Source organism: Lentzea roselyniae (assembly GCF_039537795.1).
In the GTDB taxonomy this organism is placed as follows: Bacteria; Actinomycetota; Actinomycetes; order Mycobacteriales; family Pseudonocardiaceae; genus Lentzea; species Lentzea atacamensis.
This window is the reverse complement of the sequence record NZ_BAABBE010000004.1, coordinates 116,826-137,168: the sequence shown is the minus strand read 5'-3', so window position 1 is coordinate 137,168 and position 20,343 is coordinate 116,826. Positions and strand designations below refer to the sequence as shown.

At 67.1% G+C, this 20,343-nt stretch carries 25 protein-coding genes; 17 read left to right on the top strand and 8 right to left on the bottom strand.

All coding sequences use genetic code 11. From position 1 onward, the window contains the following. Positions 1-12: 12 nt before the first annotated feature. The gene (locus tag ABFX45_RS08160) at positions 13-972 is read left to right on the top strand and encodes an HpcH/HpaI aldolase/citrate lyase family protein (RefSeq protein WP_109632457.1); all 960 of its coding nucleotides are present in this window, start codon (positions 13-15) and stop codon (positions 970-972) included. Positions 973-1,126: 154 nt separating this feature from the next. Beyond that, positions 1,127-1,303 carry a hypothetical protein gene (locus tag ABFX45_RS08155; RefSeq protein ID WP_170154753.1) on the top strand — a complete coding sequence of 59 codons (177 nt, stop codon included), beginning with the start codon at positions 1,127-1,129 and terminating at the stop codon, positions 1,301-1,303. An 8-nt stretch (positions 1,304-1,311) separates the two neighbouring features. On the opposite strand, the gene ABFX45_RS08150 is transcribed toward ABFX45_RS08155, so the two are convergent. Then, complete coding sequence (locus tag ABFX45_RS08150; RefSeq protein ID WP_109632459.1) at positions 1,312-1,692, bottom strand: DUF4190 domain-containing protein; 381 nt, start codon at positions 1,690-1,692, stop codon at positions 1,312-1,314. A gap of 203 nt (positions 1,693-1,895) precedes the next feature. Here ABFX45_RS08150 and ABFX45_RS08145 point away from each other — a divergent pair, with 203 nt between their 5' ends. The 12 genes from ABFX45_RS08145 to ABFX45_RS08090 all read left to right on the top strand — a co-directional run bounded on the left by ABFX45_RS08145 (position 1,896) and on the right by ABFX45_RS08090 (position 13,161). Further along, entirely contained in the window at positions 1,896-3,092 is a 1,197-nt protein-coding gene (locus tag ABFX45_RS08145) for an acyl-CoA dehydrogenase family protein (RefSeq protein WP_346128748.1), read from the top strand. Between the two features lie 110 nt (positions 3,093-3,202). Then, on the top strand, positions 3,203-3,994 hold the full coding sequence (locus ABFX45_RS08140; RefSeq protein WP_346128746.1) for a hypothetical protein: 792 nt from the start codon (positions 3,203-3,205) through the stop codon (positions 3,992-3,994). A 38-nt stretch (positions 3,995-4,032) separates the two neighbouring features. Further along, a complete protein-coding gene (locus ABFX45_RS08135; RefSeq protein WP_346128744.1) occupies positions 4,033-4,665 on the top strand; it encodes a hypothetical protein in 633 nt (210 codons plus the stop codon). 337 nt (positions 4,666-5,002) lie between these two features. Beyond that, positions 5,003-5,389, top strand: a complete 387-nt coding sequence (locus ABFX45_RS08130; protein WP_346128742.1) for an Imm32 family immunity protein — start codon at positions 5,003-5,005, stop codon at positions 5,387-5,389. 100 nt (positions 5,390-5,489) lie between these two features. Then, the gene (locus tag ABFX45_RS08125; protein WP_170166596.1) at positions 5,490-6,050 is read left to right on the top strand and encodes a YflT domain-containing protein; all 561 of its coding nucleotides are present in this window, start codon (positions 5,490-5,492) and stop codon (positions 6,048-6,050) included. Between the two features lie 167 nt (positions 6,051-6,217). Further along, positions 6,218-7,471: an ABC transporter substrate-binding protein gene (locus tag ABFX45_RS08120; protein WP_109632470.1), complete on the top strand. Its 1,254-nt coding sequence runs from the start codon at positions 6,218-6,220 to the stop codon at positions 7,469-7,471. Next, a complete protein-coding gene (locus ABFX45_RS08115; protein ID WP_109632472.1) occupies positions 7,468-8,421 on the top strand; it encodes a carbohydrate ABC transporter permease in 954 nt (317 codons plus the stop codon). Before ABFX45_RS08120 ends, ABFX45_RS08115 begins: the two co-directional genes overlap by 4 nt. Continuing rightward, positions 8,421-9,266, top strand: coding sequence for a carbohydrate ABC transporter permease (locus ABFX45_RS08110; protein ID WP_109632474.1), 846 nt, complete (start codon positions 8,421-8,423; stop codon positions 9,264-9,266). Before ABFX45_RS08115 ends, ABFX45_RS08110 begins: the two co-directional genes overlap by 1 nt. An 8-nt stretch (positions 9,267-9,274) precedes the next feature. Further along, positions 9,275-10,459 carry an ABC transporter ATP-binding protein gene (locus ABFX45_RS08105; RefSeq protein WP_112228781.1) on the top strand — a complete coding sequence of 395 codons (1,185 nt, stop codon included), beginning with the start codon at positions 9,275-9,277 and terminating at the stop codon, positions 10,457-10,459. Between the two features lie 269 nt (positions 10,460-10,728). Beyond that, entirely contained in the window at positions 10,729-11,616 is an 888-nt protein-coding gene (locus ABFX45_RS08100) for an SDR family NAD(P)-dependent oxidoreductase (protein WP_109632479.1), read from the top strand. Positions 11,617-11,635: 19 nt separating this feature from the next. Continuing rightward, positions 11,636-12,262 (top strand): type IV toxin-antitoxin system AbiEi family antitoxin domain-containing protein, encoded by a 627-nt coding sequence (locus tag ABFX45_RS08095; RefSeq protein ID WP_215732496.1) that lies wholly within the window; start codon positions 11,636-11,638, stop codon positions 12,260-12,262. After that, complete coding sequence (locus ABFX45_RS08090; RefSeq protein ID WP_346128737.1) at positions 12,259-13,161, top strand: nucleotidyl transferase AbiEii/AbiGii toxin family protein; 903 nt, start codon at positions 12,259-12,261, stop codon at positions 13,159-13,161. The genes ABFX45_RS08095 and ABFX45_RS08090 overlap by 4 nt, the downstream gene beginning before the upstream one ends. 4 nt (positions 13,162-13,165) lie before the next feature. Here the strand turns inward: ABFX45_RS08090 and ABFX45_RS08085 are convergent, their stop codons facing one another. Together ABFX45_RS08085 and ABFX45_RS08080 are read right to left on the bottom strand one after the other, a co-directional pair. After that, entirely contained in the window at positions 13,166-13,666 is a 501-nt protein-coding gene (locus ABFX45_RS08085; protein WP_346128735.1) for an SRPBCC domain-containing protein, read from the bottom strand. After that, positions 13,663-13,965, bottom strand: coding sequence for an ArsR/SmtB family transcription factor (locus ABFX45_RS08080; protein WP_346128733.1), 303 nt, complete (start codon positions 13,963-13,965; stop codon positions 13,663-13,665). The genes ABFX45_RS08085 and ABFX45_RS08080 overlap by 4 nt, the downstream gene beginning before the upstream one ends. A 118-nt stretch (positions 13,966-14,083) precedes the next feature. Here ABFX45_RS08080 and ABFX45_RS08075 point away from each other — a divergent pair, with 118 nt between their 5' ends. Both ABFX45_RS08075 and ABFX45_RS08070 read left to right on the top strand, forming a co-directional pair. Continuing rightward, a complete protein-coding gene (locus ABFX45_RS08075) occupies positions 14,084-15,076 on the top strand; it encodes a hypothetical protein (protein ID WP_109632489.1) in 993 nt (330 codons plus the stop codon). Further along, positions 15,073-15,363, top strand: a complete 291-nt coding sequence (locus ABFX45_RS08070) for a hypothetical protein (RefSeq protein ID WP_146231416.1) — start codon at positions 15,073-15,075, stop codon at positions 15,361-15,363. Before ABFX45_RS08075 ends, ABFX45_RS08070 begins: the two co-directional genes overlap by 4 nt. On the opposite strand, the gene ABFX45_RS08065 is transcribed toward ABFX45_RS08070, so the two are convergent. The 3 genes from ABFX45_RS08065 to ABFX45_RS08055 all read right to left on the bottom strand — a co-directional run bounded on the left by ABFX45_RS08065 (position 15,356) and on the right by ABFX45_RS08055 (position 17,447). Next, a complete protein-coding gene (locus ABFX45_RS08065) occupies positions 15,356-15,832 on the bottom strand; it encodes a GNAT family N-acetyltransferase (protein WP_346128730.1) in 477 nt (158 codons plus the stop codon). The two genes, ABFX45_RS08070 and ABFX45_RS08065, sit on opposite strands and share 8 nt — an antisense overlap. A 90-nt stretch (positions 15,833-15,922) precedes the next feature. Then, positions 15,923-16,789 carry a ParB N-terminal domain-containing protein gene (locus ABFX45_RS08060; RefSeq protein ID WP_109632495.1) on the bottom strand — a complete coding sequence of 289 codons (867 nt, stop codon included), beginning with the start codon at positions 16,787-16,789 and terminating at the stop codon, positions 15,923-15,925. After that, positions 16,779-17,447: a metallophosphoesterase family protein gene (locus ABFX45_RS08055; RefSeq protein WP_109632497.1), complete on the bottom strand. Its 669-nt coding sequence runs from the start codon at positions 17,445-17,447 to the stop codon at positions 16,779-16,781. The genes ABFX45_RS08060 and ABFX45_RS08055 overlap by 11 nt, the downstream gene beginning before the upstream one ends. Positions 17,448-17,511: 64 nt before the next feature. On the opposite strand from ABFX45_RS08055, the gene ABFX45_RS08050 reads away from it, so the two are divergent. Further along, positions 17,512-18,594, top strand: a complete 1,083-nt coding sequence (locus tag ABFX45_RS08050; RefSeq protein WP_112228777.1) for a DUF2332 domain-containing protein — start codon at positions 17,512-17,514, stop codon at positions 18,592-18,594. Here the strand turns inward: ABFX45_RS08050 and ABFX45_RS08045 are convergent. Together ABFX45_RS08045 and corA are read right to left on the bottom strand one after the other, a co-directional pair. After that, on the bottom strand, positions 18,578-18,955 hold the full coding sequence (locus ABFX45_RS08045; RefSeq protein ID WP_109632499.1) for a hypothetical protein: 378 nt from the start codon (positions 18,953-18,955) through the stop codon (positions 18,578-18,580). The genes ABFX45_RS08050 and ABFX45_RS08045 overlap by 17 nt on opposite strands. A 139-nt stretch (positions 18,956-19,094) precedes the next feature. Beyond that, positions 19,095-20,165 carry a magnesium/cobalt transporter CorA gene (gene corA / locus ABFX45_RS08040; protein ID WP_109633251.1) on the bottom strand — a complete coding sequence of 357 codons (1,071 nt, stop codon included), beginning with the start codon at positions 20,163-20,165 and terminating at the stop codon, positions 19,095-19,097. Positions 20,166-20,343 lie beyond the last annotated feature (178 nt).

Here is a 20,343-nt window from a genome sequence, read left to right as displayed (position 1 = left end):
GGAGGTACTCCAGTGGTCGACCAGCAGCGTCCCCGTCGCTCGTGTCTGGCGGTCCCCGGCTCGAGCCAGAAGATGATCGACAAGGCGCGCACGCTGCCGGCGGACCAGGTGTTCCTGGACCTGGAAGACGCCTGCGCCCCGCTGGCCAAGCCCGACGCCCGCAAGACCATCGTCGCGTCGCTCAACGAGGGCGGCTGGGGCAACAAGGCCCGCGTCGTGCGCGTGAACGACTGGACGACGGAGTGGACCTACCGCGACGTCACCGAGGTCGTCGAGGGCGCGGGAGCGAACCTCGACTGCATCATGCTGCCGAAGGTGCAGACGCCCGAGCAGATCGTCGCTCTGGACTTCCTGATCACCCAGATCGAGAAGACGATGGGCTACGAGGTCGGCAAGATCGGCATCGAGGCCCAGATCGAGAACGCCCTCGGCCTGGTGAACGTCGACGCGATCGCCACCGCGTCCCCGCGCGTCGAGACGATCATCTTCGGCCCCGCGGACTTCATGGCGTCCATCAACATGAAGTCCCTGGTCGTCGGTGAGCAGCCGCCCGGCTACGACGTCGGCGACGCCTACCACTACATCCTGATGCGGATCCTGATGGCCGCGCGGGCCCACGACAAGCAGGCCATCGACGGCCCCTACCTGCAGATCCGCGACGTCGAGGGCTACAAGCGCGTCGCCGGTCGCTCCGCGGCGCTGGGCTTTGACGGCAAGTGGGTGCTGCACCCCGGCCAGATCGACGCGGCCAACGAGGTCTTCAGCCCGAAGCAGGACGACTACGACCATGCCGAGAACATCCTCGACGCGTACGCCTACTTCACGTCGGAGGCGGGCGGTAAGCGCGGTGCGGTGATGCTCGGCGACGAGATGATCGACGAGGCGTCGCGGAAGATGGCGCTCGTGATCTCCGGCAAGGGGCGGGCGGCCGGGATGTCGCGCTCGAACGTCTGGACTCCGCCGGAGGACTGAGACGCCGGTTTCCGTTACGGATTGTGCGCTACTTCACCCGGACCATTACTGGACGTGTTCGACCGTCACAGGTTGCATTCAAAATGGGTGAGGTGACGCACAATCCGTCACCGAAGTTTGCGATCTGCCCCGGGGTGAGGTGCATGCTCGGGGCATGTCACGTTCGAATAACGGCAAGGCGGGCAGACGGTTGCGGCTCTTCAAGCGCCGCGAAGACGACCTGCTCGAGCGCAGCTTCCGCAGCTGCCCGGGATGCGACGCCGACGTCCACGTGTTCGCCGACGTCTGCCGCCACTGCGGTGGCGCACTGGAGATCGCCCTCGCGGGCTGAGTTCTCCGCTAACGGATGCCCTGGTTGGCCGCCGCGATGATCGCGATGATGACGATCGCCAGGTAGAGCACCCAGCCGGCGATGACGACGTAACCGACGATCAGGCCCGCGAGCGCCAGGCCGCGGCCGTCCTCCTCGCCTCGCCTGATCTTCCCCATCGCGATGTGGCCGAAGATGACGCCGACGATGGCCGTCACGCCACAGGTCACGAAACCCACGCAGGACAGCACGAGTGCGAGGATCGCGTTCGTCTGTTGCTTGGGCGGGGGCGGCGGGTAGCCGTAGCCGTACATGGGCTGCTGGCCGTGCATCGGCTGGCCGTAGGGCTGGCCCGGTTGCTGGCCGTACGGGTCGCCCGGCTGCTTCGGGTTGTACGGGTCGTACGTCATCGCTGCTCCCCCTCGAAGTGGTGAGCCGGGATCTTAAGGTCCATCGGCGCAGTTCGTCGTACGTGGGGTGCGCGATTCCGCCAGTCAGGGATGCTGTCTCGGTACAGCGGGCGTGACTGTGTTGCGGAGAGCACAACGCGGTCGCAAACGGGCGTTAACCGGTCCATACTCGCCGGTAACTCAAGCGTTGGAAGGGAAGTGCGATGGCGCGCCTCGCCCAGACCGCGGGTCTCACGGACATCCAGGAAGAAATCCTCGCGACCGTCCGCACGTTCGTGGACAAGGAGATCATTCCCCACGCCCAGACGCTGGAGCACGGCGACACGTACCCCGCCGACATCGTCGAGGGCATGAAGGAGATGGGCCTCTTCGGCCTGACGATCCCGGAGGAGTACGGCGGCCTGGGTGAGTCCCTGCTGACCTACGCGCTGGTCGTCGAGCAGATCGCGCGCGGCTGGATGAGCGTCTCCGGTGTCATCAACACGCACTTCATCGTGGCGCACATGCTCAAGCAGCACGGCACGCCAGAGCAGAAGCAGAAGTACCTGCCGCGCATGGCCACGGGCGAGGTGCGCGGCTCGTTCTCCATGTCCGAGCCCGAGCTCGGCTCCGACGTGGCGGCGATCCGCACCCGCGCGGTGAAGGGCGAGTCCGGCTACACGATCAACGGCCAGAAGATGTGGCTGACCAACGGTGGCACGTCGAACCTGACCGCGGTCCTGGTGAAGACCGACGAGGGCGCCGAGAAGGCGCACCAGAACCTGACGACGTTCCTGGTGGAGAAGCCCGAGGGCTACGGAGAGGTCCTGCCGGGCCTCACGATCCCCGGCAAGATCGACAAGATGGGCTACAAGGGCGTCGACACCACGGAGATGGTGTTCGACGGCTTCGAGATCGCCGCCGACCAGATCCTGGGCGGCGTCTCCGGCCAGGGCTTCCGCCACATGATGGACGGCGTCGAGGTGGGCCGCGTGAACGTGGCCGCCCGCGCGTGCGGCATCGCGATCCGCGCGTTCGAGCTCGCCATCGACTACGCCCAGCAGCGCAAGACGTTCGGCAAGGCCATCGCCGAGCACCAGGCCATCGCCTTCAAGCTCGCCGAGATGGCCACCAAGGTCGAGGCGGCCCACCTGATGATGGTGAACGCCGCTCGTCTGAAGGATTCGGGTCAGCGCAACGACGTCGAGGCCGGCATGGCCAAGCTCATCGCGTCCGAATACTGCGCCGAGGTGACGCAGGAGGCCTTCCGCATCCACGGCGGCTACGGCTACTCCAAGGAGTACGAGATCGAGCGCCTGATGCGCGAGGCCCCGTTCCTGCTGATCGGCGAGGGCACCTCGGAGATCCAGAAGACGATCATCTCTCGCGGCCTGCTGCGCGAGTACCAGTCGCGCGGCTAGGCGTTGGTCCGTTAGGGGTCATTCTTTCACGAGACTGGCCCCTAACGATTTTTGCTTGGGAGCCATAGGGTTCGCTCACTTTGAGCACAGATCTGACGCTTCCGAGACCTGTGTCGCCGCCACACGTCGTCCGCCTGGAGCTGGACACGTTCTCCGGCGTCGACCGCCCCGCCCTGGCCAGGTGGTTCGAAGCCCTCTTCACCGACCTGCTCGTGCCTCTGTGCCCGGCCTCGCTGCAGGAGCTCGTGTCGGTGGCCCGCGGTTACCGGCCATCGGATACAACGCCTTGGGGCCCACCGGGTTACGCCCGCCTGCTGCTCTCTTCGGGTGACTTCACCCTTCCGTCGTGGCAGGCGGCTCTAACGGAGCTGCCGTCGTTCCTGCGAGTGCAGCTCGTCCAGCTCGACTCCCAGGGACTGCCCCTGGTGGACGGTGGCTGGTCCGCGGAAATCCTGCTGAAGGACGACCCGGCGTTTCCGCACCAGGTCGTGGTCACCGCCTCCCGCTCGTTGTTCGGCGGCTGGATTTCCCAGGTCGTGCAACAGGAATGGCTGACGATGTTCCGCTCGGGAGCGTCGCTGGTACGGGCATCGGGTGGCTGGATCACGCTGGACCACGTCGGAGTGCGAACCGCACATGAGGTCGCCGTGGGAGTGGGGCTCGACGAATCTCTTTTCATGGCAGCGGAGTTGGCTCGTGGTGCGCACTGGGCGACGTTGCTCGGCCCGCGTCAAGTCGCTGCTTTGGGTGGTGTGCAACAGGTTTGCGCCACCGCGCCGTGCTACTCGGTCGAGGATCTCGGCGGCGGGCGGATTCTGCTGCAGCTCACCGAGCACCTCGACGAGGTGCCACCGGACGCGCTGCAGAAGTTGACCGAGTTTCTCGGGCCCGTGCTGCACTGACCCTGCCAACTCCGATCATCGGTGGGACCCTGTCGTCCGTGAGGCCATCACCGAAAACCGACGTGCTCGTAGCCGTGGACACCGCCCTGCGCTCAACGGGCTTCGTTCGCCGCGGCCACGTCTGGCTCCAGGACCGGGGTGACGGCGTCTCCGGCTGGCTCGGTTTCGGCGTGGCGGGCTCACTCGACCTCACGCCGCTGGCCGGTGTCTGCTTCCGCCGCTACGACGAGGTGTGCCGCGCGCTCGGCGTCGGAATCCCCGGAACGCCCGTGGTGTCCGCGCCACTGGGTCACCTGATGGGTGACAAGCCCGTCTGGCGCTGGACGTTCGAGCCGGGCGGCGACCATGCGGCGGTGGCGTCGTCGCTGGTGAGTGCCTTCGTGAAGCACGGCGTGCCGTACATCGACAAGTACGCCAAGTGGGACGCGCTGGCCGAGGAGCTCGTCGCGAAGCCGGAGTCACTGCTCGACTTCGAACGCGCCAGGAAGCTCGCGATCGTGCACGTGCTCAACGGCAACACCGGCGCGGCGGGTGACGTCCTGAAGCGCGAATGCGAGCGAGTGGCCGACAGCGCGGACGTCTACGCACGGTCTCACCGCGCGTTCGCGCACCGCTTCTCACTCGTGTTTGCGGCAAAGGATGACGGTCGCATACGTCGAACGTTGTTCTAATTGCATGCTTCTCCACCTATCTGCACTGGCGCGGATGTTCTCTCCGGCGTTGGAGGGCATATCGACAGTTGTGAAAAGGTAGCCGGGCTGTCTGAGGGCATCGGTCGCCTGTCTGGACAATCCGGTATCTGCCGCACCTGTGACCAAGTCCGTGCCGAACAACCTGAACGACAAATCAAGTCGGCAACATCAGGCAGAGCACTACGAGCTCCTGGTCTCATGCGAGAGATCGCCTGGCTGCGGTGACTGTGGGCGTGCGCCCGTAGTAGCCTCGGCCGGCTCTCGCCGCTGACACCGGCAAGCGGTTCCGGGACCTGTTCCGGTTGAAGGAGATGGAATGCAGGTTCTGCGAGGCGACGCGACCCGCGAGCTGGAATTGCGGGGTACTGCCTCGGAATTGACCGAGTTGGCAGGTTTGTTGACCTCCGGCTCCGAATCTGTGGCTCTCGACCATGTTGCCGAACCGTCACCTCACGATCGGAGCCTGTCGAGCATCACCGTCGTTCTAACGTCGGGCCCGATTGCAATAACGTGTGCTGCGGGTTCTGGCGAGCTGTACATCCGAGGAGGCTCTCCTCAGTTCGATCTGCTGGCTGCGAACGTGCAGGGATTCGCAGAGGGCTGGGACGGGGACGACATGAGTCATCTGCACATCGACTACTTCCCCGGGCACGACTGTCTGGACGAGTCGTCAGAGCCGTCGGTCCTGGGGATCGCCGGCTGACGTCGAGGCACCTGGCACCGGGAAGCCGACCGCGCCCAGGCGGCAGATCCCGGCAAAACACCCGTAGGCGTCTGAGCACACCGCACCCCGCACTGGCAGGATGGAACGATCAGCGCGTCCGACAGAGGTGGTCCCTGTGACGAGTCCGTTCGCCAACCCGAACCGGCCCGGCGTCCCTCCCCGCCTGCCCACCCCGCCGACGGGGTGGCCGATCGGTTCGTACGCCACGTACGAGGAAGCTCAGCGCGCGGTCGACTTCCTTGCCCTGGAAGACTTCCCGGTGCAGGACGTCACCATCGTCGGTGTCGACCTGATGCTCGTGGAACGGGTCACGGGCAAGCTGACCTGGGGGCGTGTGCTGGCGACAGGAGCGGCGTCGGGTGCCTGGTTCGGTCTCTTCGTCGGCCTCCTGCTGACCCTCTTCAGCCCGGAACCGGGAGTGACGGTGGGGCCGGTGCTGACCGGTCTGATCACCGGTGTGTTCTTCGGGCTCGTGTTCGCGGCGGTCGGGTACGGGTCGGCGCGCGGCAAGCGGGACTTCCAGTCGGCGAGTCAGCTGGTGGCTGGGCGGTATGACGTCCTGTGTCATCCGAAATCGGCGGAAAAAGGCCGTGACCTGCTCGCGAAGCTGGCGATGCGACCTGCGGGTCCCGGTAACTGAGACTGAGAGAGGCCGATTGGTTCTGAATCGTTGCCCCCGCTGGTTGCGGCTCCTGATCACCGGGCCTAGGTTCGGTTGACCGGTCCGCCCGGTGCGGCCGGTGGCACGACGAGGTGCCGGGCGCAGCGGTCTGGCTCCTCCGTGTAGTCGGGAAGGAGGCAGGGCCGATGGGTGCGACACGGCGCTATCGACTCGCCGTCGGGGCAGGGGCCGCATTGCTCGCGGCAACAACGCTCACTGCGTGCGGGTCGGGCGGCGGCGGCATCACCGTCAACGTCTACAAATACCCCCAAGAGAACTTCCAGGCCATCGTCGACAGCTGCAACGCGAAGGCCGGTGGGCGCTACAACATCGTCTACAACAAGCTGCCGCGTGAGGCGGACGGCCAGCGCGAGCAGATGGTGCGCAGACTCGCGGCCGAGGACGACAGCATGGACGTCCTCGGGCTCGACGTGACCTGGACCGCGGAACTGGCGAAGGCCGGCTGGATCAAGGAGTTCACCGGCTCGGTCAAGTCGCAGGTGGAGAGCGGCACGCTGAAGACGCCGCTGGACACGGCTACGTACGAGGGCAAGCTCTACGGGGCTCCGGACAACACCAACGTCCAGCTCCTCTGGTACCGCTCCGACCTCGTGGCCACGCCGCCGAAGACGTGGGACGAGATGATCTCCATGGCCGAGGCGCTGGTGGCGGAAGGGAAGCCCGGCCAGATCGTGGGGCAGGGGAAGCAGTACGAGGGGCTCGTCGTGCTGTACAACACCCTCGTAAATTCCAACGGCGGCACCATCCTCGATGAGAACGGCACCAAGGCCATCATCGACGACAAGGCCGTGCAAGCGTTGGCGGCGTTGAAGAAGCTGGCCACGTCGAAGGCGATCGACCCGTCGTTCTCCAACGCGGCCGAGGACAACGCGCGCCTCGCCATGGAGGGCGGCAACGCGGCGTTCCAGCTCAACTGGCCGTACGTCTACGCGGCGGCGCAGAAGAAGCCGGACTTCGCGAAGAACTTCAAGTGGGCGCCGTACCCCGCGCTCAGCGGTGAGGAAGCGAAGGTCACCGTCGGCGGCATCAACTACGCCGTCAGCAACTACACCACGCATCCGGACGAGTCGTTCGACGCGGTGTTGTGCTTGCGCAGCGCGGAAAGCCAGAAGCTCGCCGCGCTCAAGGACGGCGTGCCGCCGACCATCGAGGCCGTCTACGACGAACCCGAGATGGCCGAGGCGTACCCGATGCGTGACGACATCAAGGAGACGCTCAGGAACGCGAGTGTGCGGCCGCGCACGCCCGCCTACCAGAACGTCTCGACGGTCATCTCCACGATCCTGTCGCCGCCGGCGAGCATCGACCCGCAGGCGACCGCGGATCGGCTGCGCAAGGAACTGCAGGACGCGCTCGATTCCAAGGGGGTGCTGCCGTGAGTCAGACGACCGCGGAGAAAACCGGGACAGCGCCGGAAGAACCCGTTGCCCCCAAGAAGAAAGTCGCGCTGAGCGAAGGCAAGAGGGCCGAGCGCAGGCTCGGCTGGCTGCTGTGCGCTCCCGCCGCGATCACCATGGTCGCGGTCACCGGGTGGCCGATCCTCTACTCGATCCTGTTGTCGATGCAGCGGTTCGACCTGAAGTTCCCCGACCGCACCGAGTGGATCTGGTTCGACAACTACGTCACGGTGCTCAGCAACCCGTACTGGTGGAACGCTGTGTGGGTGACGGTGTTGCTCACCGTTGTCACGGTCGCGATCGAACTCGTGCTCGGCATGGCGCTCGCGCTGATCATGCACCGGGCGCTGGTCGGTCGCGGCATCGTCAGGACGACGACGCTGATCCCGTACGGCATCGTCACGGTCGTGGCCGCGTTCTCCTGGCGCTTCGCCTGGACACCCGGCACCGGCTATCTCGCGGAGGCGCTCGGTGGCGAGCCCGTGCTCACGGAGAAGATCCCGGCGCTGATGGTCGTGGGTCTGGCGGAGATCTGGAAGACCACGCCGTTCATGGCCCTGCTGCTGATGGCAGGCCTCGCGCTCGTGCCGGACGACCTGCTCAAGGCCGCCGCGATGGACGGCGCGAGCGCGTGGCAGCGGTTCATCAAGATCACCGTGCCGATCATGAAGCCGGCGATCCTGGTGGCACTGCTGTTCCGCACGCTGGACGCGTTCCGCATCTTCGACAACCTCTTCGTGCTCACCGCGGGTTCGCAGGGCACGTCGTCGGTGTCGATGCTGACCTACAACAACCTCATCAAGGGCTTGAACCTCGGCATCGGATCCACGATGTCCGTGCTGATCTTCATCATGGTGGCGATCATCGCGTTCGTGTTCATCAAGCTCTTCGGGACCGCTGCCCCCGGCAGCGACGACGGGGGGAAGCGCTGATGGCAGGCATCGGAGGAGCGGAGACCACCGGCAAGAAGGTCGGCTGGGGCCTGCTCAACGCGGTCGTCGTGATCTACGCGCTGTTCCCGGTGCTGTGGATCGTGTCGTTGTCGTTCAAGTCGTCCGCGACGCTGGCGGACGGCAACTTCATCCCGCGCGAATGGAGTCTGGAGAACTACCAGAACATCTTCTCGACGTCCGAGTTCACGCGGGCGCTGATCAACTCGATCGGCATCGCGATCATCGCGACCGCGATCGCCGTGGTGTTCGGCACGATGGCCGCCTACGCCATCGCCAGGCTGGACTTCCCCGGCAAGAACCTGCTGGTCGGCGTCTCGCTGCTGATCGCGATGTTCCCGCAGGTCTCGCTGGTGTCCCCGTTGTTCGAGATCGAGCGCTCGCTCGGCCTCTTCGACACGTGGCCCGGCCTGATCCTGCCGTACATCACGTTCGCGCTGCCGCTCGCGATCTACACCCTGTCGGCGTTCTTCCGCGAGATCCCCTGGGAGCTCGAGAAGGCGGCGAAGATGGACGGCGCAACGCCGGGGCAGGCGTTCCGCCGCGTCATCGCGCCGCTGGCCGCGCCGGGTGTGTTCACGACGGCGATCCTGGTGTTCATCTTCTGCTGGAACGACTTCCTGTTCGCGATCTCGCTCACCTCGACCGAGCAGTCGCGGACCGTGCCGGTGGCGCTGTCGTTCTTCACCGGCAGTTCGCAGTTCGAGGACCCGGCCGGGTCGATCGCGGCGGCCGCCGTCGTGATCACCATCCCGATCATCCTCTTCGTGTTGTTCTTCCAGCGCCGCATCGTCGCGGGCCTGACCTCCGGCGCCGTCAAGGGGTGAGCTGACAAATGGCAGAGATCGTTCTGGACAAGGTGAGCAAGAGGTACCCCGACGGCGCGCTCGCCGTGCAGGAGGTCGACCTCGAGATCGCCGACGGCGAGTTCATCATCCTGGTCGGACCGTCCGGCTGCGGGAAGTCCACCACCCTCAACATGATCGCGGGCCTGGAGGACATCACCGACGGGGAGCTGCGCATCGCCGGGCAGCGTGTCAACGAGAAGGCGCCCAAGGACCGCGACATCGCGATGGTGTTCCAGTCCTATGCGCTTTATCCGCACATGACGGTGAAGGAGAACATGGCCTTCCCGTTGCGGCTGGCCAAGGTCGACAACGCGACGGTCGAGAAGAAGGTGCGCGAGGCGGCCGAGATCCTCGACCTCACGCAACACCTCGACCGCAAGCCGTCCAACCTGTCCGGTGGCCAGCGGCAGCGCGTGGCGATGGGGCGCGCGATCGTGCGCAACCCCAAGGCGTTCCTCATGGACGAACCACTGTCCAATCTGGACGCGAAGCTGCGCGTGCAGATGCGCACCTCGGTGTCGCGCCTGCAGAAGCAGCTCGGCACGACCACCGTCTACGTGACGCACGACCAGACCGAGGCGATGACCCTCGGCGACCGGGTCGTGGTCATGCGCGGCGGTGTCGTGCAGCAGATCGGCGCGCCGCAGTTCCTCTACGACCACCCGGCCAACCTCTTCGTCGCGGGCTTCATCGGCTCGCCGTCGATGAACTTCGTGCCGGCGTCGCTGGAGAACGGCTCGCTGCGATCGGTCCTCGGCGACTGCACGCTGACGGACCGGGTGCGGCAGCTGGTGGAGGGTGCCGACGCGCCCCGCGAGGTGATCATGGGCATCCGCCCTGAGCACTTCGAGGACGCGGAACTGGTCGAGGCGACGGCGCTGGCGTCGGGCGGCAGGTTCACCTCGCAGGTGGACGTGCTGGAGTCGATGGGCTCGGACAAGTACGCCTACTTCACCCTCACCGGTGAGCAGGCGGCGTCGGCCGAGCTGCAGGAACTGGCGGCGGACGTGGGATCGGACGACGTGCCGGGTGAAGGCATCTCGCTCGTGACGCGGCTGTCGTCGTCGTCCGGCGCGGTGGAGGGAGCCCCGGCGGACATCTGGTTCGACGCGGACAAGGTCCAGCTGTTCGACCCGTCCACCGGCAGGAACCTGACTTACACGGAACGGTGAATTCTCGTTTTTGAGGCCGCCTTCCCCGCGCGGGAAGGCGGCCTCTTTTTGTCACTCTTTCGGGTTAGGTCCAAAGCCCCGGGTTCCGAGGGACTGATTAGTGCGGGCCATCTGCCGGGCCGAACTCGCTTCGCCATTGGGCGCTCGGCAACGACGTCTCATCGAAACATGTTCTTCACGGCTTCGGTTGGTCCGCACGCTTGTCGAAGGCGGGTACAGGACCACAGGGGGGTTCCGGGGAACCGCCGCCGAGTGAAAGAGAGCGTGCAATGGGGATCCTGGACGGAAAAGCGGTCGTCATCACGGGGGCGGGCCGAGGGCTCGGCGAGGCCTACGCGATGCACGCGGCCCTCGCCGGCGCGTCGGTCGTGGTCAACGACAACGATGGTGACCTGGCCGAACGGGTCGCGGAGCACATCCGCGGCTACGGAGGCCGTGCAGTGGCCTCCACTCACACGGTCGCGGATCCGAGCGAGGCGGCCAAGATAGTCGACCTCTGCGTCGACGAATTCGGCCGCGTCGACGGCCTCGTGAACAACGCCGGGCTGAACTACGAGACCGCCCCGTGGGAAGACGATCCCGAGACGATCAGGCAGGTCGTCGAGGTGAACGTCCTCGGCGTCATCTATGTCGGAATCGCGGCGATGCGGGCGATGCGCACGTCCGGCGGCGGTTCCATCATCAACATTTCTTCCGGTGCCTCCTTCGGTCAGCGCAAACTGGCGACCTATTCGGCGACCAAGGGCGCCGTGGCGTCGTTGAGCTACTCGTGGGCGCTCGACCTGGAAGCAGAAGGCATCCGCGTTAACGCGGTGTGCCCGGTCGCGCACACGCGGATGGTGTGGAAGTCGGAGCGCTCGCTGCGTGCCATTCCTGCCGACCGGACGCCGGGCAAGGTCGCGCCGCTGGTGCTGTTCCTGCTCTCGGACCGCGCCGAGGGCATCACCGGGCAGGTCATCCGCTGCAACGGGCGTCAGCTCCACATCGTGGGGCAGCCGTACTTCAAGCAGCCGATTCTGGAGAGCGACAACTGGGACACCGCTTCGGTGGAGCGGGCGTTCACGGGCGTGCTGCAGGCCCACCTCGAACCGTACGGGTTGGAGAAGAGGATGCCTCCCCGGCTCCGTGCGCTGGTGGAGCCCTCGCAGACCGCCTGATCCCGCAGGGTGGATAGAAGTGTTGCCAGATCGCATCAACCTGGCGACACTTCTATCCATGGGTGCTTTGGAGGCGTTGCCGGACACGTTCACCACGGGCCTGGCGAGCACGGCTGGCCTGCACTTTCGCGACCTCTACCGCCTTCGCGACGAGGGGGACCTGCTGGAGCTTTCCAGGGGTGTCTTCCGCAAGGCGGACGCGCCGGCTCCGACGTGGCCGGATCTGCTGGCGGTGTCGGTGCGTGCGCCGCGCGCAGTCGTGTGCTGTTTGTCGGCAGCCGAGGTCCACGATCTCACCGACGAGATTCCTCGAGAGATCCAGATCGCGGTTTCGCGTGTGAGGCGGCCGCCTCGCATCGAGTACCCGCCAACCGAGGTTTTCCGCTTCAACGCCGCGACCTTCGACCTCGGGCTCACCGAGGTCGAGGCGGCGCCAGGTGAGAACGTGCGCATCTACGACCCGGAAAGGACAGTCGTCGACCTCATGAGGTTGAGAGGCCGGCTCGGTGAGCCGCTGGCACTGTCGGCGCTCCGCCGCTACCTGCTCCGGCGTGGCGCACGGCCGGGGCAGGTGCTCGCGCTCGCTCGAGAGCTCAACGTTTTCGGAGCCGTGCGCACCGCCGTGGACGCGGTGATCGCAGAGTGAGCCGACCGACCAAGACCACGCCGGGTGGCCGCGCCTACCTGGACCTGCAGAACCGGGCGCGTCGTGAGCGGCGTTCCACTCAGGAACTGCAGACGCTGTACGTGTTGGAGCGATGGCTCGCGCGTCTGGCCGCATCCCCTCATACGGGTCAGTTCGTGTTGAAGGGAGGCATGCTCCTCGCCGTGTTCGACGCGCGACGGCCGACCGCCGACGCGGACCTGCTCGCTCGGAACCTCGCGAACGACGAGGAGAGCGTCATCGCGCGGGTCGTGGACGTGGCCCGTGTCGAACTGGATCCCGAGGACGGCGTGGTGTTCCTGATCGACACAGCAACGGCACAGTCGATTCGCGACGACGACCTCTACGCGGGTGTTCGGATCACCATGAGTTGCCGCATCTCCACCGCGAGCGTGAAGCTGAAGCTGGACATCAACTTCGGCGACCCGGTGACCCCGGCACCTCGGCTTCTCGATCTGCCGTCGCAGCGGCCGGGAATCGCGCCGGTCCCCGTGCTCGGTTACCCGATCGAGACGGTTCTGGCGGAGAAGACCAGCACGGCCATCGCGCTTCGAGAGGCGAACACGAGGGTTCGTGACTACGTGGATCTCTACACGTTGACCGGCAGACAAGCCGTGTCGTACGAGTCAGTCCGGTCGGCTCTGCATGCGACGACCCATCACCGTGGCGTTGAAATACGGCCGCTTTCCGCCGTGGTCGGTGAACTCGCGGAGATGCGTCAACAGGCTTATTCGGCGTTCAAGAAGCGTCTCGGACCGGACGCCGGCCATCTGCCCGACAGCTTCGGGGATGTCGTGGCCGCTGTGGTCGAGTTCGTCGATCCGCTGACCGCTGGAGACCCTCGAGGGGCCTGGAATCCCGACGCCCGCAAGTGGGTCTGATCGTTCACCTCCACGCCGGGTACGCCGGCGCGACCTCCGCATAGCGCTCGCTCCAGTTGGGCAGCGCCTCGCCGTTCAGATGGGCCCCCATCCGGTCGAGGAAGGCGTGCGTGCCGGGGACGAAGCCCAGTGCGTTGCGTTCGGACAGGCCGCGGTGCGTGAAGGTCAGCAGGGTCGCGCCGCCGTCGCTTTCGAGCTCGTAGCGCACCACGCTGTCCTCCACGATCCGTTGCTGCCACTCGTGTTCGAAGACGGCGTGACCGTCTTCCGGTGGCTGCCAGGTCAGGATGCGGCCGATGACGCGCTTGGCCTCCGGGGGTGCGGGCGGGTCTTCCGGCTCGATGACGATCCGGCCGTCTCCGATCTGCGTCGTGCTGAGCCAGGCTTTGCGTTCGGCGGGGTCGGTGGTCGCGGCCCAGACGCGGTCGATCGGGAACGGCAGCCTGCGCTGGAAGGTGAGGATCGCGTGGTCGCCGTCGAGGGACACGGTGCCGTAGTCGTTCATCGGTTCTCCAGGTGCTGTTCCAGTGTGTCGAGGTGGTTGCGCCAGTAGCGGCGGTACGGCGTGATCCAGTCGTCGATGCGTTGCAGGCCATCGGGTTTCAGTGCGTAGATGCGGCGCTGGCCGTCTGGCCTCACCTCGACCAGGCCCACCTCGCGCAGCACGCGGAGGTGGCGGGACACGGCGGGCTGGGTCAGCGTCGGCAGGCTGTCGACGAGCTCGCCCGCGGTGCGGTCGCGTTCGGCGAGCAGGCCCAGCAGGTGCCGCCGGTTCGGTTCGGCCACGGCCTCGAAAACGTCCACGGTGTAGTTTATAACTTCTTGCGTATATAAGCACAAGCGTATTTATCATTTGGTGGCGTTTTCGCACGTCACACGGATGGCTGCCGAAATTGTCAGACCCTGCTGTCACCATCGGGACATGGCTGAGCGCAAACCCAGAGTCACCGACTGGCGACTCGTCGTGCAGTCCCGGTTGGACCGGGTCCGCGCGGATCTGGCTGCGCTCGGCCCGTCGGATCCGGTGGATCCCGAGGGCGATGTGTGGCGGCGCACCGCCGAGGAGCAGGCGGCGGTGGTCGACGCGATGCTCAGCGATCGGGAGCCGTGGTGGCGGATGGTGCCGTCGTGGTGGTCCGGTTGGTACATCGAACGGGCCTGGCGCGCCCTGCACGAGGCCGAGGTGGCGACGATCTCGGCGGAGCGCGGTTTTCTGGGGCGGTTGCCGGGGTTGCGGGCTCGGGTGTCGCAGTACCTGGACGAGGACGATCCTCGGCGCCGGGCTCTGGAAGCGTTGCGGCCGGGGGAGTTCGCGCCCGCGGTCGAGCGCGCGATCGTGGTGGACGCGCTGCGGGCCGCCTACGACAACTCGGATTTCGCCCACGCCGGCTCGCGGGCGTTGCGCAACAAGCTGATCGCGGCGTCGCTGGTGCTGTTCGTGATCAACACGGTGCTGGGCGTCGTCGGCATCGTGAAGCCCGGGATCATCCCGCTGTGCGTCGACCCGAAGGAGAACGCGCTGCCGACGGTGTGTCCAGGCGGCACGACCAAGGCGACCGCTGTGGACGTGTGGCTGGTGCAGGTGCTCGGCTCGTTCGGCGCGGTGCTGGCCGCGGTGGTGCTGCTCTTACGCCGCCGGCCATCGCTCTCGCCGTACGTGATGATCGGGTATCAGGCGCTGATCAAGATCATGCTCGGTGCGGCACTGGCGGTGGTCGGGATCCTCGCCCTGGGAGCGGGTGTCACGAGCGGGCTGATCGGCATCCCGTCGGCCGCGGCGCTGCTGCTGTGGGCGGTCATCTTCGGTTACGCACAACAGATCGGCACCCGACTGCTCGACAAGTACACGGACGAGGTGCTGGACCAGGCCCGGCCCCTGCCCGACGCGGACGGCCCGCGGGTGGCGCCGCGGTGAGCGTCCCTGTAAGCGTCACCGGCCGCGTCGCCGCTCGGGTGCGCAAGGACTTCCGCGCGGAAGAGGCCGGCCAGGCACTGCGGGAGCTCGCGACGGCCGAGACCGGCAACCAGGACGTCGAACGCGTGCACGCCGCCGTGGTGCTGGCCGCGGACGGCGACCTGGGGCGGCTGCGGCAGGCGGTCCGGCTCAGCCACACGGACTGGCGTGACGTGCTCATGGGCACCGGCCTGGAGCACGGCGGCTGGCCCGAGGTGCTGGAGCGCGAGTTCGGGCCGGTCAGCTGACGGTGCGCCGATAGCTGATCAGCTCGGCCGTGTCGGCGTACCGGGTGAAGCCCGCCTTCTCCAGCACGCGGGCGGAAGCCGGGTTGGTGGGCTCGACGCTGGCGTGCACGGTGTGCACCTCTTCCAGCGACAGTGCGAACGAAGTCAGTGCGGCGGTCGCTTCCGAGGCGTAGCCGAGTCCCTGGCGTGACGGCACCACGCCGTAACCGATCTCCACCCGACCGTCGGCAGGAGGCCAGAACAGGCCGAGAGATCCCACAACTTCAGACGTCGCCCGCTCGATGATCAGGCGGTGCCCGAACGGCGAGAGCCACTCCGGGTTCGACGCGATGACGCCCGCGATCACCGTGTCGCCCTCGGCCGGGAAGTCGGCAGCCCAGGACGGTTGCCGTACACCCTCCACCACGGCGTTGACGTCGGAGGTATCCCAGGGACGCAGGATCAGGCGTTCGGAAACAAGATCAGTCACGTGGGCACGCTAGCGACGGCCTCGGCCGGCTCGCGAGCGAGTTTGCGCGCCTGGCGAACTCGCGAACCGTGGCCGTGACAGGAGCCCGCGCTAACCGCGCTGAGCGCGGCCGTGCGAGCGGTTCTCCTCGCGCACGGCGTTGATCACGTCGGCGTCCCACCGGTGCGTGCGGATCAGCCGGTACCGCTCGGCGGCCACCCACATGTAGGCCTCGGTCTCCGTCCGGTCGCCGATCATGTCGGCCTGCCGCAGCATCGCGACGACCGGCTTGTACTCCTCGGCGTACCAGCGCCGGGCGATCTCCGCCCGGTCGAGGAACTCGCCGGTGTCCTGCATCAGCCGGAAGCCCCAGGCCTCGACGTGCTCACCGAGCTCGGCGTAGTCCCACGGGTCGGACAGGACCACGGCGGCACGGGACTCGCCGGTCAGCGGCACGCGCTCCAGGAACAGCCGCCGGTAGTCCTTCACGATCAGGTCGCCGCGGAACCGGATGCCCGCCGCGTTGATCCGGGTGATCACCTGCGTCACGTAGGCGTCGATCACCGTCAGCCCGAGGGCGTGCGCCACGGACACCCGGTGGTGGCCGTCGATGATGAAGTGCAGCTCACCGATCCGGTACACCTCGATCGGCGGCACGTTCTCGCCGCGGCGCGCGGCCAGCGCCAGACGCTGCCACCGCTCACGGACGCGTCCGGAGGTCGGGCGGAAGCGGCGGTCGAAGTCGCGGGTGCGGTCGACGCTGCCCACGATCGAGTCGAGGCGGATCGACTGCAGGCCCAGACGCTTCTCGGACACGATGCCCAGGGCGTCCACGACCTCGTGGAACGGCAGCATGATGTTCACGTCGTCCGGCTCGCGGCGCAGCCAGGCCGCGAGGCGCGACATCACCTGCCGGCGGCGGGCCCGGAGGAAGTCGTTCTCGGCGTCGGCCACGGGAAAACCGGTGTCACGTCTCATCGCGAGCTCCCGAAACGTCCAGCACCTTGTATCCGACCACGTTCACCACGCGGGTGGTTCCGAGCTGACGGTCCGGCCGGGGCACCCCGTGCGGGTGGATGTGGCCGTGCAGCAGGAACGGCGGCTGCAACCGCGAGACCAGCCCGTGCAGACAGGAGAAGCCCCGGTGCGGAGCGTCCGGTTCGTCGCCGCAGTCCAACGGCGGTGAGTGGGTCAGCAGCACGTCCACGCCACGTCCGTCCCTCAGCCTGCGCCACCCGGCCAGCCGGGACACCCGGCGGGCGCGGCGGGCCTGCTGCCGTTCCGTCCACTGGTTCGGGCCCTTGTTGTAGCGGATCGAACCACCCAGACCGGCGATCCGCAGGCCGGCGACGTCGACCACGCGTTCGTCCGCGTTCACCGCACCGGCTGGACCTGGCCAGCGCACCGGGACGCCCGCCTTGGTCCACAGACCGCGCACGTTCGAGTAGCCGGAGAGGTCGACGTCGTGGTTGCCGGGGACGAACACCAAGGGCTTGTCCAGCGCGTTGACCAGGAACTCCAGGTAGTCGAAGGGCAGGTCGCCCGCAGCGAGGATCAGGTCCACCTCGTGCTGGTGCACCTGATCAGTCCACAGCTGTTCGACGATCTCATCCGCCACCGCGAGCACCCGAACCATTCCAGCAGCGTAATAAGGCTTTCTCCGGATGACGCGGGACAGCGCTGCCACTAGCGTCAACACCGTGCTTGCCGAGCTGTTCGCCGCGGCCGCTCACGGATGCCGCGACCGCAGTCCGCTGACCCAGCGACTCCTCAACGACGCTGCCGAGGACCTGAGACTGGGCGGCGTCACGGCCAGGATCATGGCCGGCTCCGAACGCGACCGGGAGGGCAGCGTGCCCGGCCTGCGGTTCGCGGGCGCTGTGCACCGGCTCGTGCTCGAAGGACGCGCGCCGGAGCTCGCGAAGCACTACCCGTCCGTCGGCGGCCAGCCGCACCTGCCGACGCTGTGGGAGGACGCGCTGCCCGCTCTCAAGGCGCACGCGGACCTCCTCAGGTACCGCATCGGTGCCACGGTCGTGCAGACCAACGAACCCGGCCGCAGCGCGCCCCTCTACGGCGGCCTGATGGTCGCCGCGCAGGAGGCCGCGAAGGCCGCCAACAGGCACGTGCCGTTCTGCGTGCGGCTGCTGGAGGTCGGTGCCAGCGGCGGGCTCAACCTGCGCCCGCACCACGTCGGCTACCGGCTCGACGACGGCACGGTGCTCGGCGACCCGGACAGCCTCCTCGTCCTCGATGCCGAGTGGACCGGCAGGCCGCCGGCCGACCTCGGCCACCGGCTGCGCGTCGTCGGGCGCGCTGGCTGCGACCTCAACCCGGTCGACGTGTCCACAGAGGACGGACGGCTGCACCTCAGCTCGTTCGTCTGGGCGGACCAGCTCGGCCGGTGGAACCGCCTGCGCGACGCGCTGGACCTCGCCGCCACGGACCCGGTGAAGGTCGACCGGTCAGCAGGGCCGGAATGGCTCGCGAAACAGCTCGCCCGCGTCGAACGCGACGTGCTGACGGTGGTGTGGCATTCGGTGGTGTGGCAGTACGTCTCGCCCGCCGACCGGGCGATGGGACGAGCTGTCCTGGCCGACGCCGCCGCGAAGGCGACGCCCACCACACCGTTGGCACTGCTGGTGTTCGAGCCGCGGCGCGCGGACGACACCTATCGGTTCGAACTGCTGCTCAAGCTCTGGCCGGCCGGGATCTCGCTGAACCTCGGGTACGGCGAGGGCCACGGCACGCCGTTCACCTGGAACGTCACCCCGTGGGAGTGATGACCGCGTTCACCACGTACCGGCCGTCCTGCTTCTCGACGGGCAGGCGGAACTCCGCACGTGTGCCGTCGCGCGTGTATTCGATGACGACGGCACCGTCACGGTAGACGCCGCGTTCGATCTGCGCGGACTGGAAGTGCCCCACGGTCGACTTGGCGACGTCCTCGCCGCCGATCGCCAGCAACGGCTCCAACTTGTGGAAGTCGTGCGCGCGCAACGCATTCGTCACTTCCACGGCGAGCTCGTCCGGCGATTCCCTTCCCGGCGCCGGCCAGAAAGTGATGAGCACGACCACCATCAGCAACCAGCCCGCGGCGAAGACCGCGATCCAGAACCGCGGGTTGGTCAGTTGGCGGTGCACGTCAGGGAGTTCCGCTGATCAGCACGAACACGGTGGTGATCCAGCAGAGCAGGAACGCGAGGATCCAGAAGCGGATGTTGGTGAGGAGTCTGGTCATGACAGGGCCCTTCTACAACGAACAACGCGAGCGAAACCGGGACTAGAGCCAGCGATTCCGGCGCAATATTCGGTAGAGGGTCAGGCACGCCACGAGGATCAGGCTGATCACCACCGGGTACCCGTACTTCATCTTGAGCTCCGGCATGAACTCGAAGTTCATGCCGTAGATACCGGCGATCATCGTCGGCACCGAGATGATCGCCACCCAGGCGGTGATCTTGCGCATGTCGGTGTTCTGCTGCAGCGTGATCTTCGCGAGCGTCGCGTCGACCAGCGTGGTCAGCAGCTCGTCGAACGCCGTGACGCGCTCGGAGACCTCGGTGAGGTGGTCGTCGACGTCGCGGAAGAACGCCCGCACCTGCTCGGGGATGAGCGGGGTGTAGCCCTCTGCCAAGCGGCGCAACGGGTTCGCGAGCGGCATCACCGCGCGCCGCAGTTCCACCACCTCGCGCTTGAACATGTAGATCTGCTCCGCGCTCACCTCGGTGCGCGGCGCGAAGACCCGCTCCTCCATGCGGTCGATGTCGTCCTCGATGTGGTCGGTGACCTCGAGGTAGTTGTCGACGACCTGGTCGGCGATCGCGTGCATCACCGCTGCGGGGCCGATCTCCAGCCGCTCGGGATCGGCTTCGAGGACGTGGCGCAGCTTGGAGAGCCCGGAGTGGTTGCCGTGCCGCACGGTGATGACGAAGTCCTTGCCGAGGAACACCATGATCTCGCCGGACTCGACGATCTCGTTGGCGGTGTCGGGGGACTCGTTGGTCACGTAGCGGACGGTCTTGAAGACCATGAAGAGCGTGTTGTCGTACCGCTCGAGCTTCGGGCGCTGGTGCGCGTGGACCGCGTCCTCCACCGCCAGCTCGTGCAGGCCGAAGGTGTCCGCGATGCCCTGGATCTGCTCGGCGTCGGGTTCGTGCAGTCCGATCCAGACGAACCCGTCCTTGCGCTTGCGCACCTCTTTGACGGCGTCGGTGTGCGTCCAGCGACCGGGCAAACGCTTGCCGTCGACGTAGACCGCGCAGTCGACCACGTAGTGGGACAACGGCACGGAGATGTGCGGCGTCGGGCGCTGCTGGGAGCCGCGGCCGCGAATCGAGGGCAGGCTGGGCATGGTGAGTTCCTCCAGGTACACACGCCGGCGTGGAAGTGCTGAAGCACGACGGGCGTCCTGACCAGGTGAAACTCGGACGTTCTAGATGGATCTAGAAAGCCGCCACGGTGAGGACGCGCTTGGTACTGGCAGGGTGGGGGTCCTTGCTCATTTAGGGGTCCTCACCTCCTCGGGGCGA

Coding starts and splice junctions, on each gene's coding strand:
- ABFX45_RS08155 (WP_170154753.1), top strand. CDS start 1,127: ATGTCACGTTCGAATAACGGCAAGGCGGGCAGACGGTTGCGGCTCTTC.
- ABFX45_RS08150 (WP_109632459.1), bottom strand. CDS start 1,692: ATGACGTACGACCCGTACAACCCGAAGCAGCCGGGCGACCCGTACGGC.
- ABFX45_RS08145 (WP_346128748.1), top strand. CDS start 1,896: ATGGCGCGCCTCGCCCAGACCGCGGGTCTCACGGACATCCAGGAAGAA.
- ABFX45_RS08130 (WP_346128742.1), top strand. CDS start 5,003: ATGCAGGTTCTGCGAGGCGACGCGACCCGCGAGCTGGAATTGCGGGGT.
- ABFX45_RS08125 (WP_170166596.1), top strand. CDS start 5,490: ATGGAACGATCAGCGCGTCCGACAGAGGTGGTCCCTGTGACGAGTCCG.
- ABFX45_RS08120 (WP_109632470.1), top strand. CDS start 6,218: ATGGGTGCGACACGGCGCTATCGACTCGCCGTCGGGGCAGGGGCCGCA.
- ABFX45_RS08110 (WP_109632474.1), top strand. CDS start 8,421: ATGGCAGGCATCGGAGGAGCGGAGACCACCGGCAAGAAGGTCGGCTGG.
- ABFX45_RS08105 (WP_112228781.1), top strand. CDS start 9,275: ATGGCAGAGATCGTTCTGGACAAGGTGAGCAAGAGGTACCCCGACGGC.
- ABFX45_RS08100 (WP_109632479.1), top strand. CDS start 10,729: ATGGGGATCCTGGACGGAAAAGCGGTCGTCATCACGGGGGCGGGCCGA.
- ABFX45_RS08085 (WP_346128735.1), bottom strand. CDS start 13,666: ATGAACGACTACGGCACCGTGTCCCTCGACGGCGACCACGCGATCCTC.
- ABFX45_RS08075 (WP_109632489.1), top strand. CDS start 14,084: ATGGCTGAGCGCAAACCCAGAGTCACCGACTGGCGACTCGTCGTGCAG.
- ABFX45_RS08060 (WP_109632495.1), bottom strand. CDS start 16,789: ATGAGACGTGACACCGGTTTTCCCGTGGCCGACGCCGAGAACGACTTC.
- ABFX45_RS08055 (WP_109632497.1), bottom strand. CDS start 17,447: ATGGTTCGGGTGCTCGCGGTGGCGGATGAGATCGTCGAACAGCTGTGG.
- corA (WP_109633251.1), bottom strand. CDS start 20,165: ATGCCCAGCCTGCCCTCGATTCGCGGCCGCGGCTCCCAGCAGCGCCCG.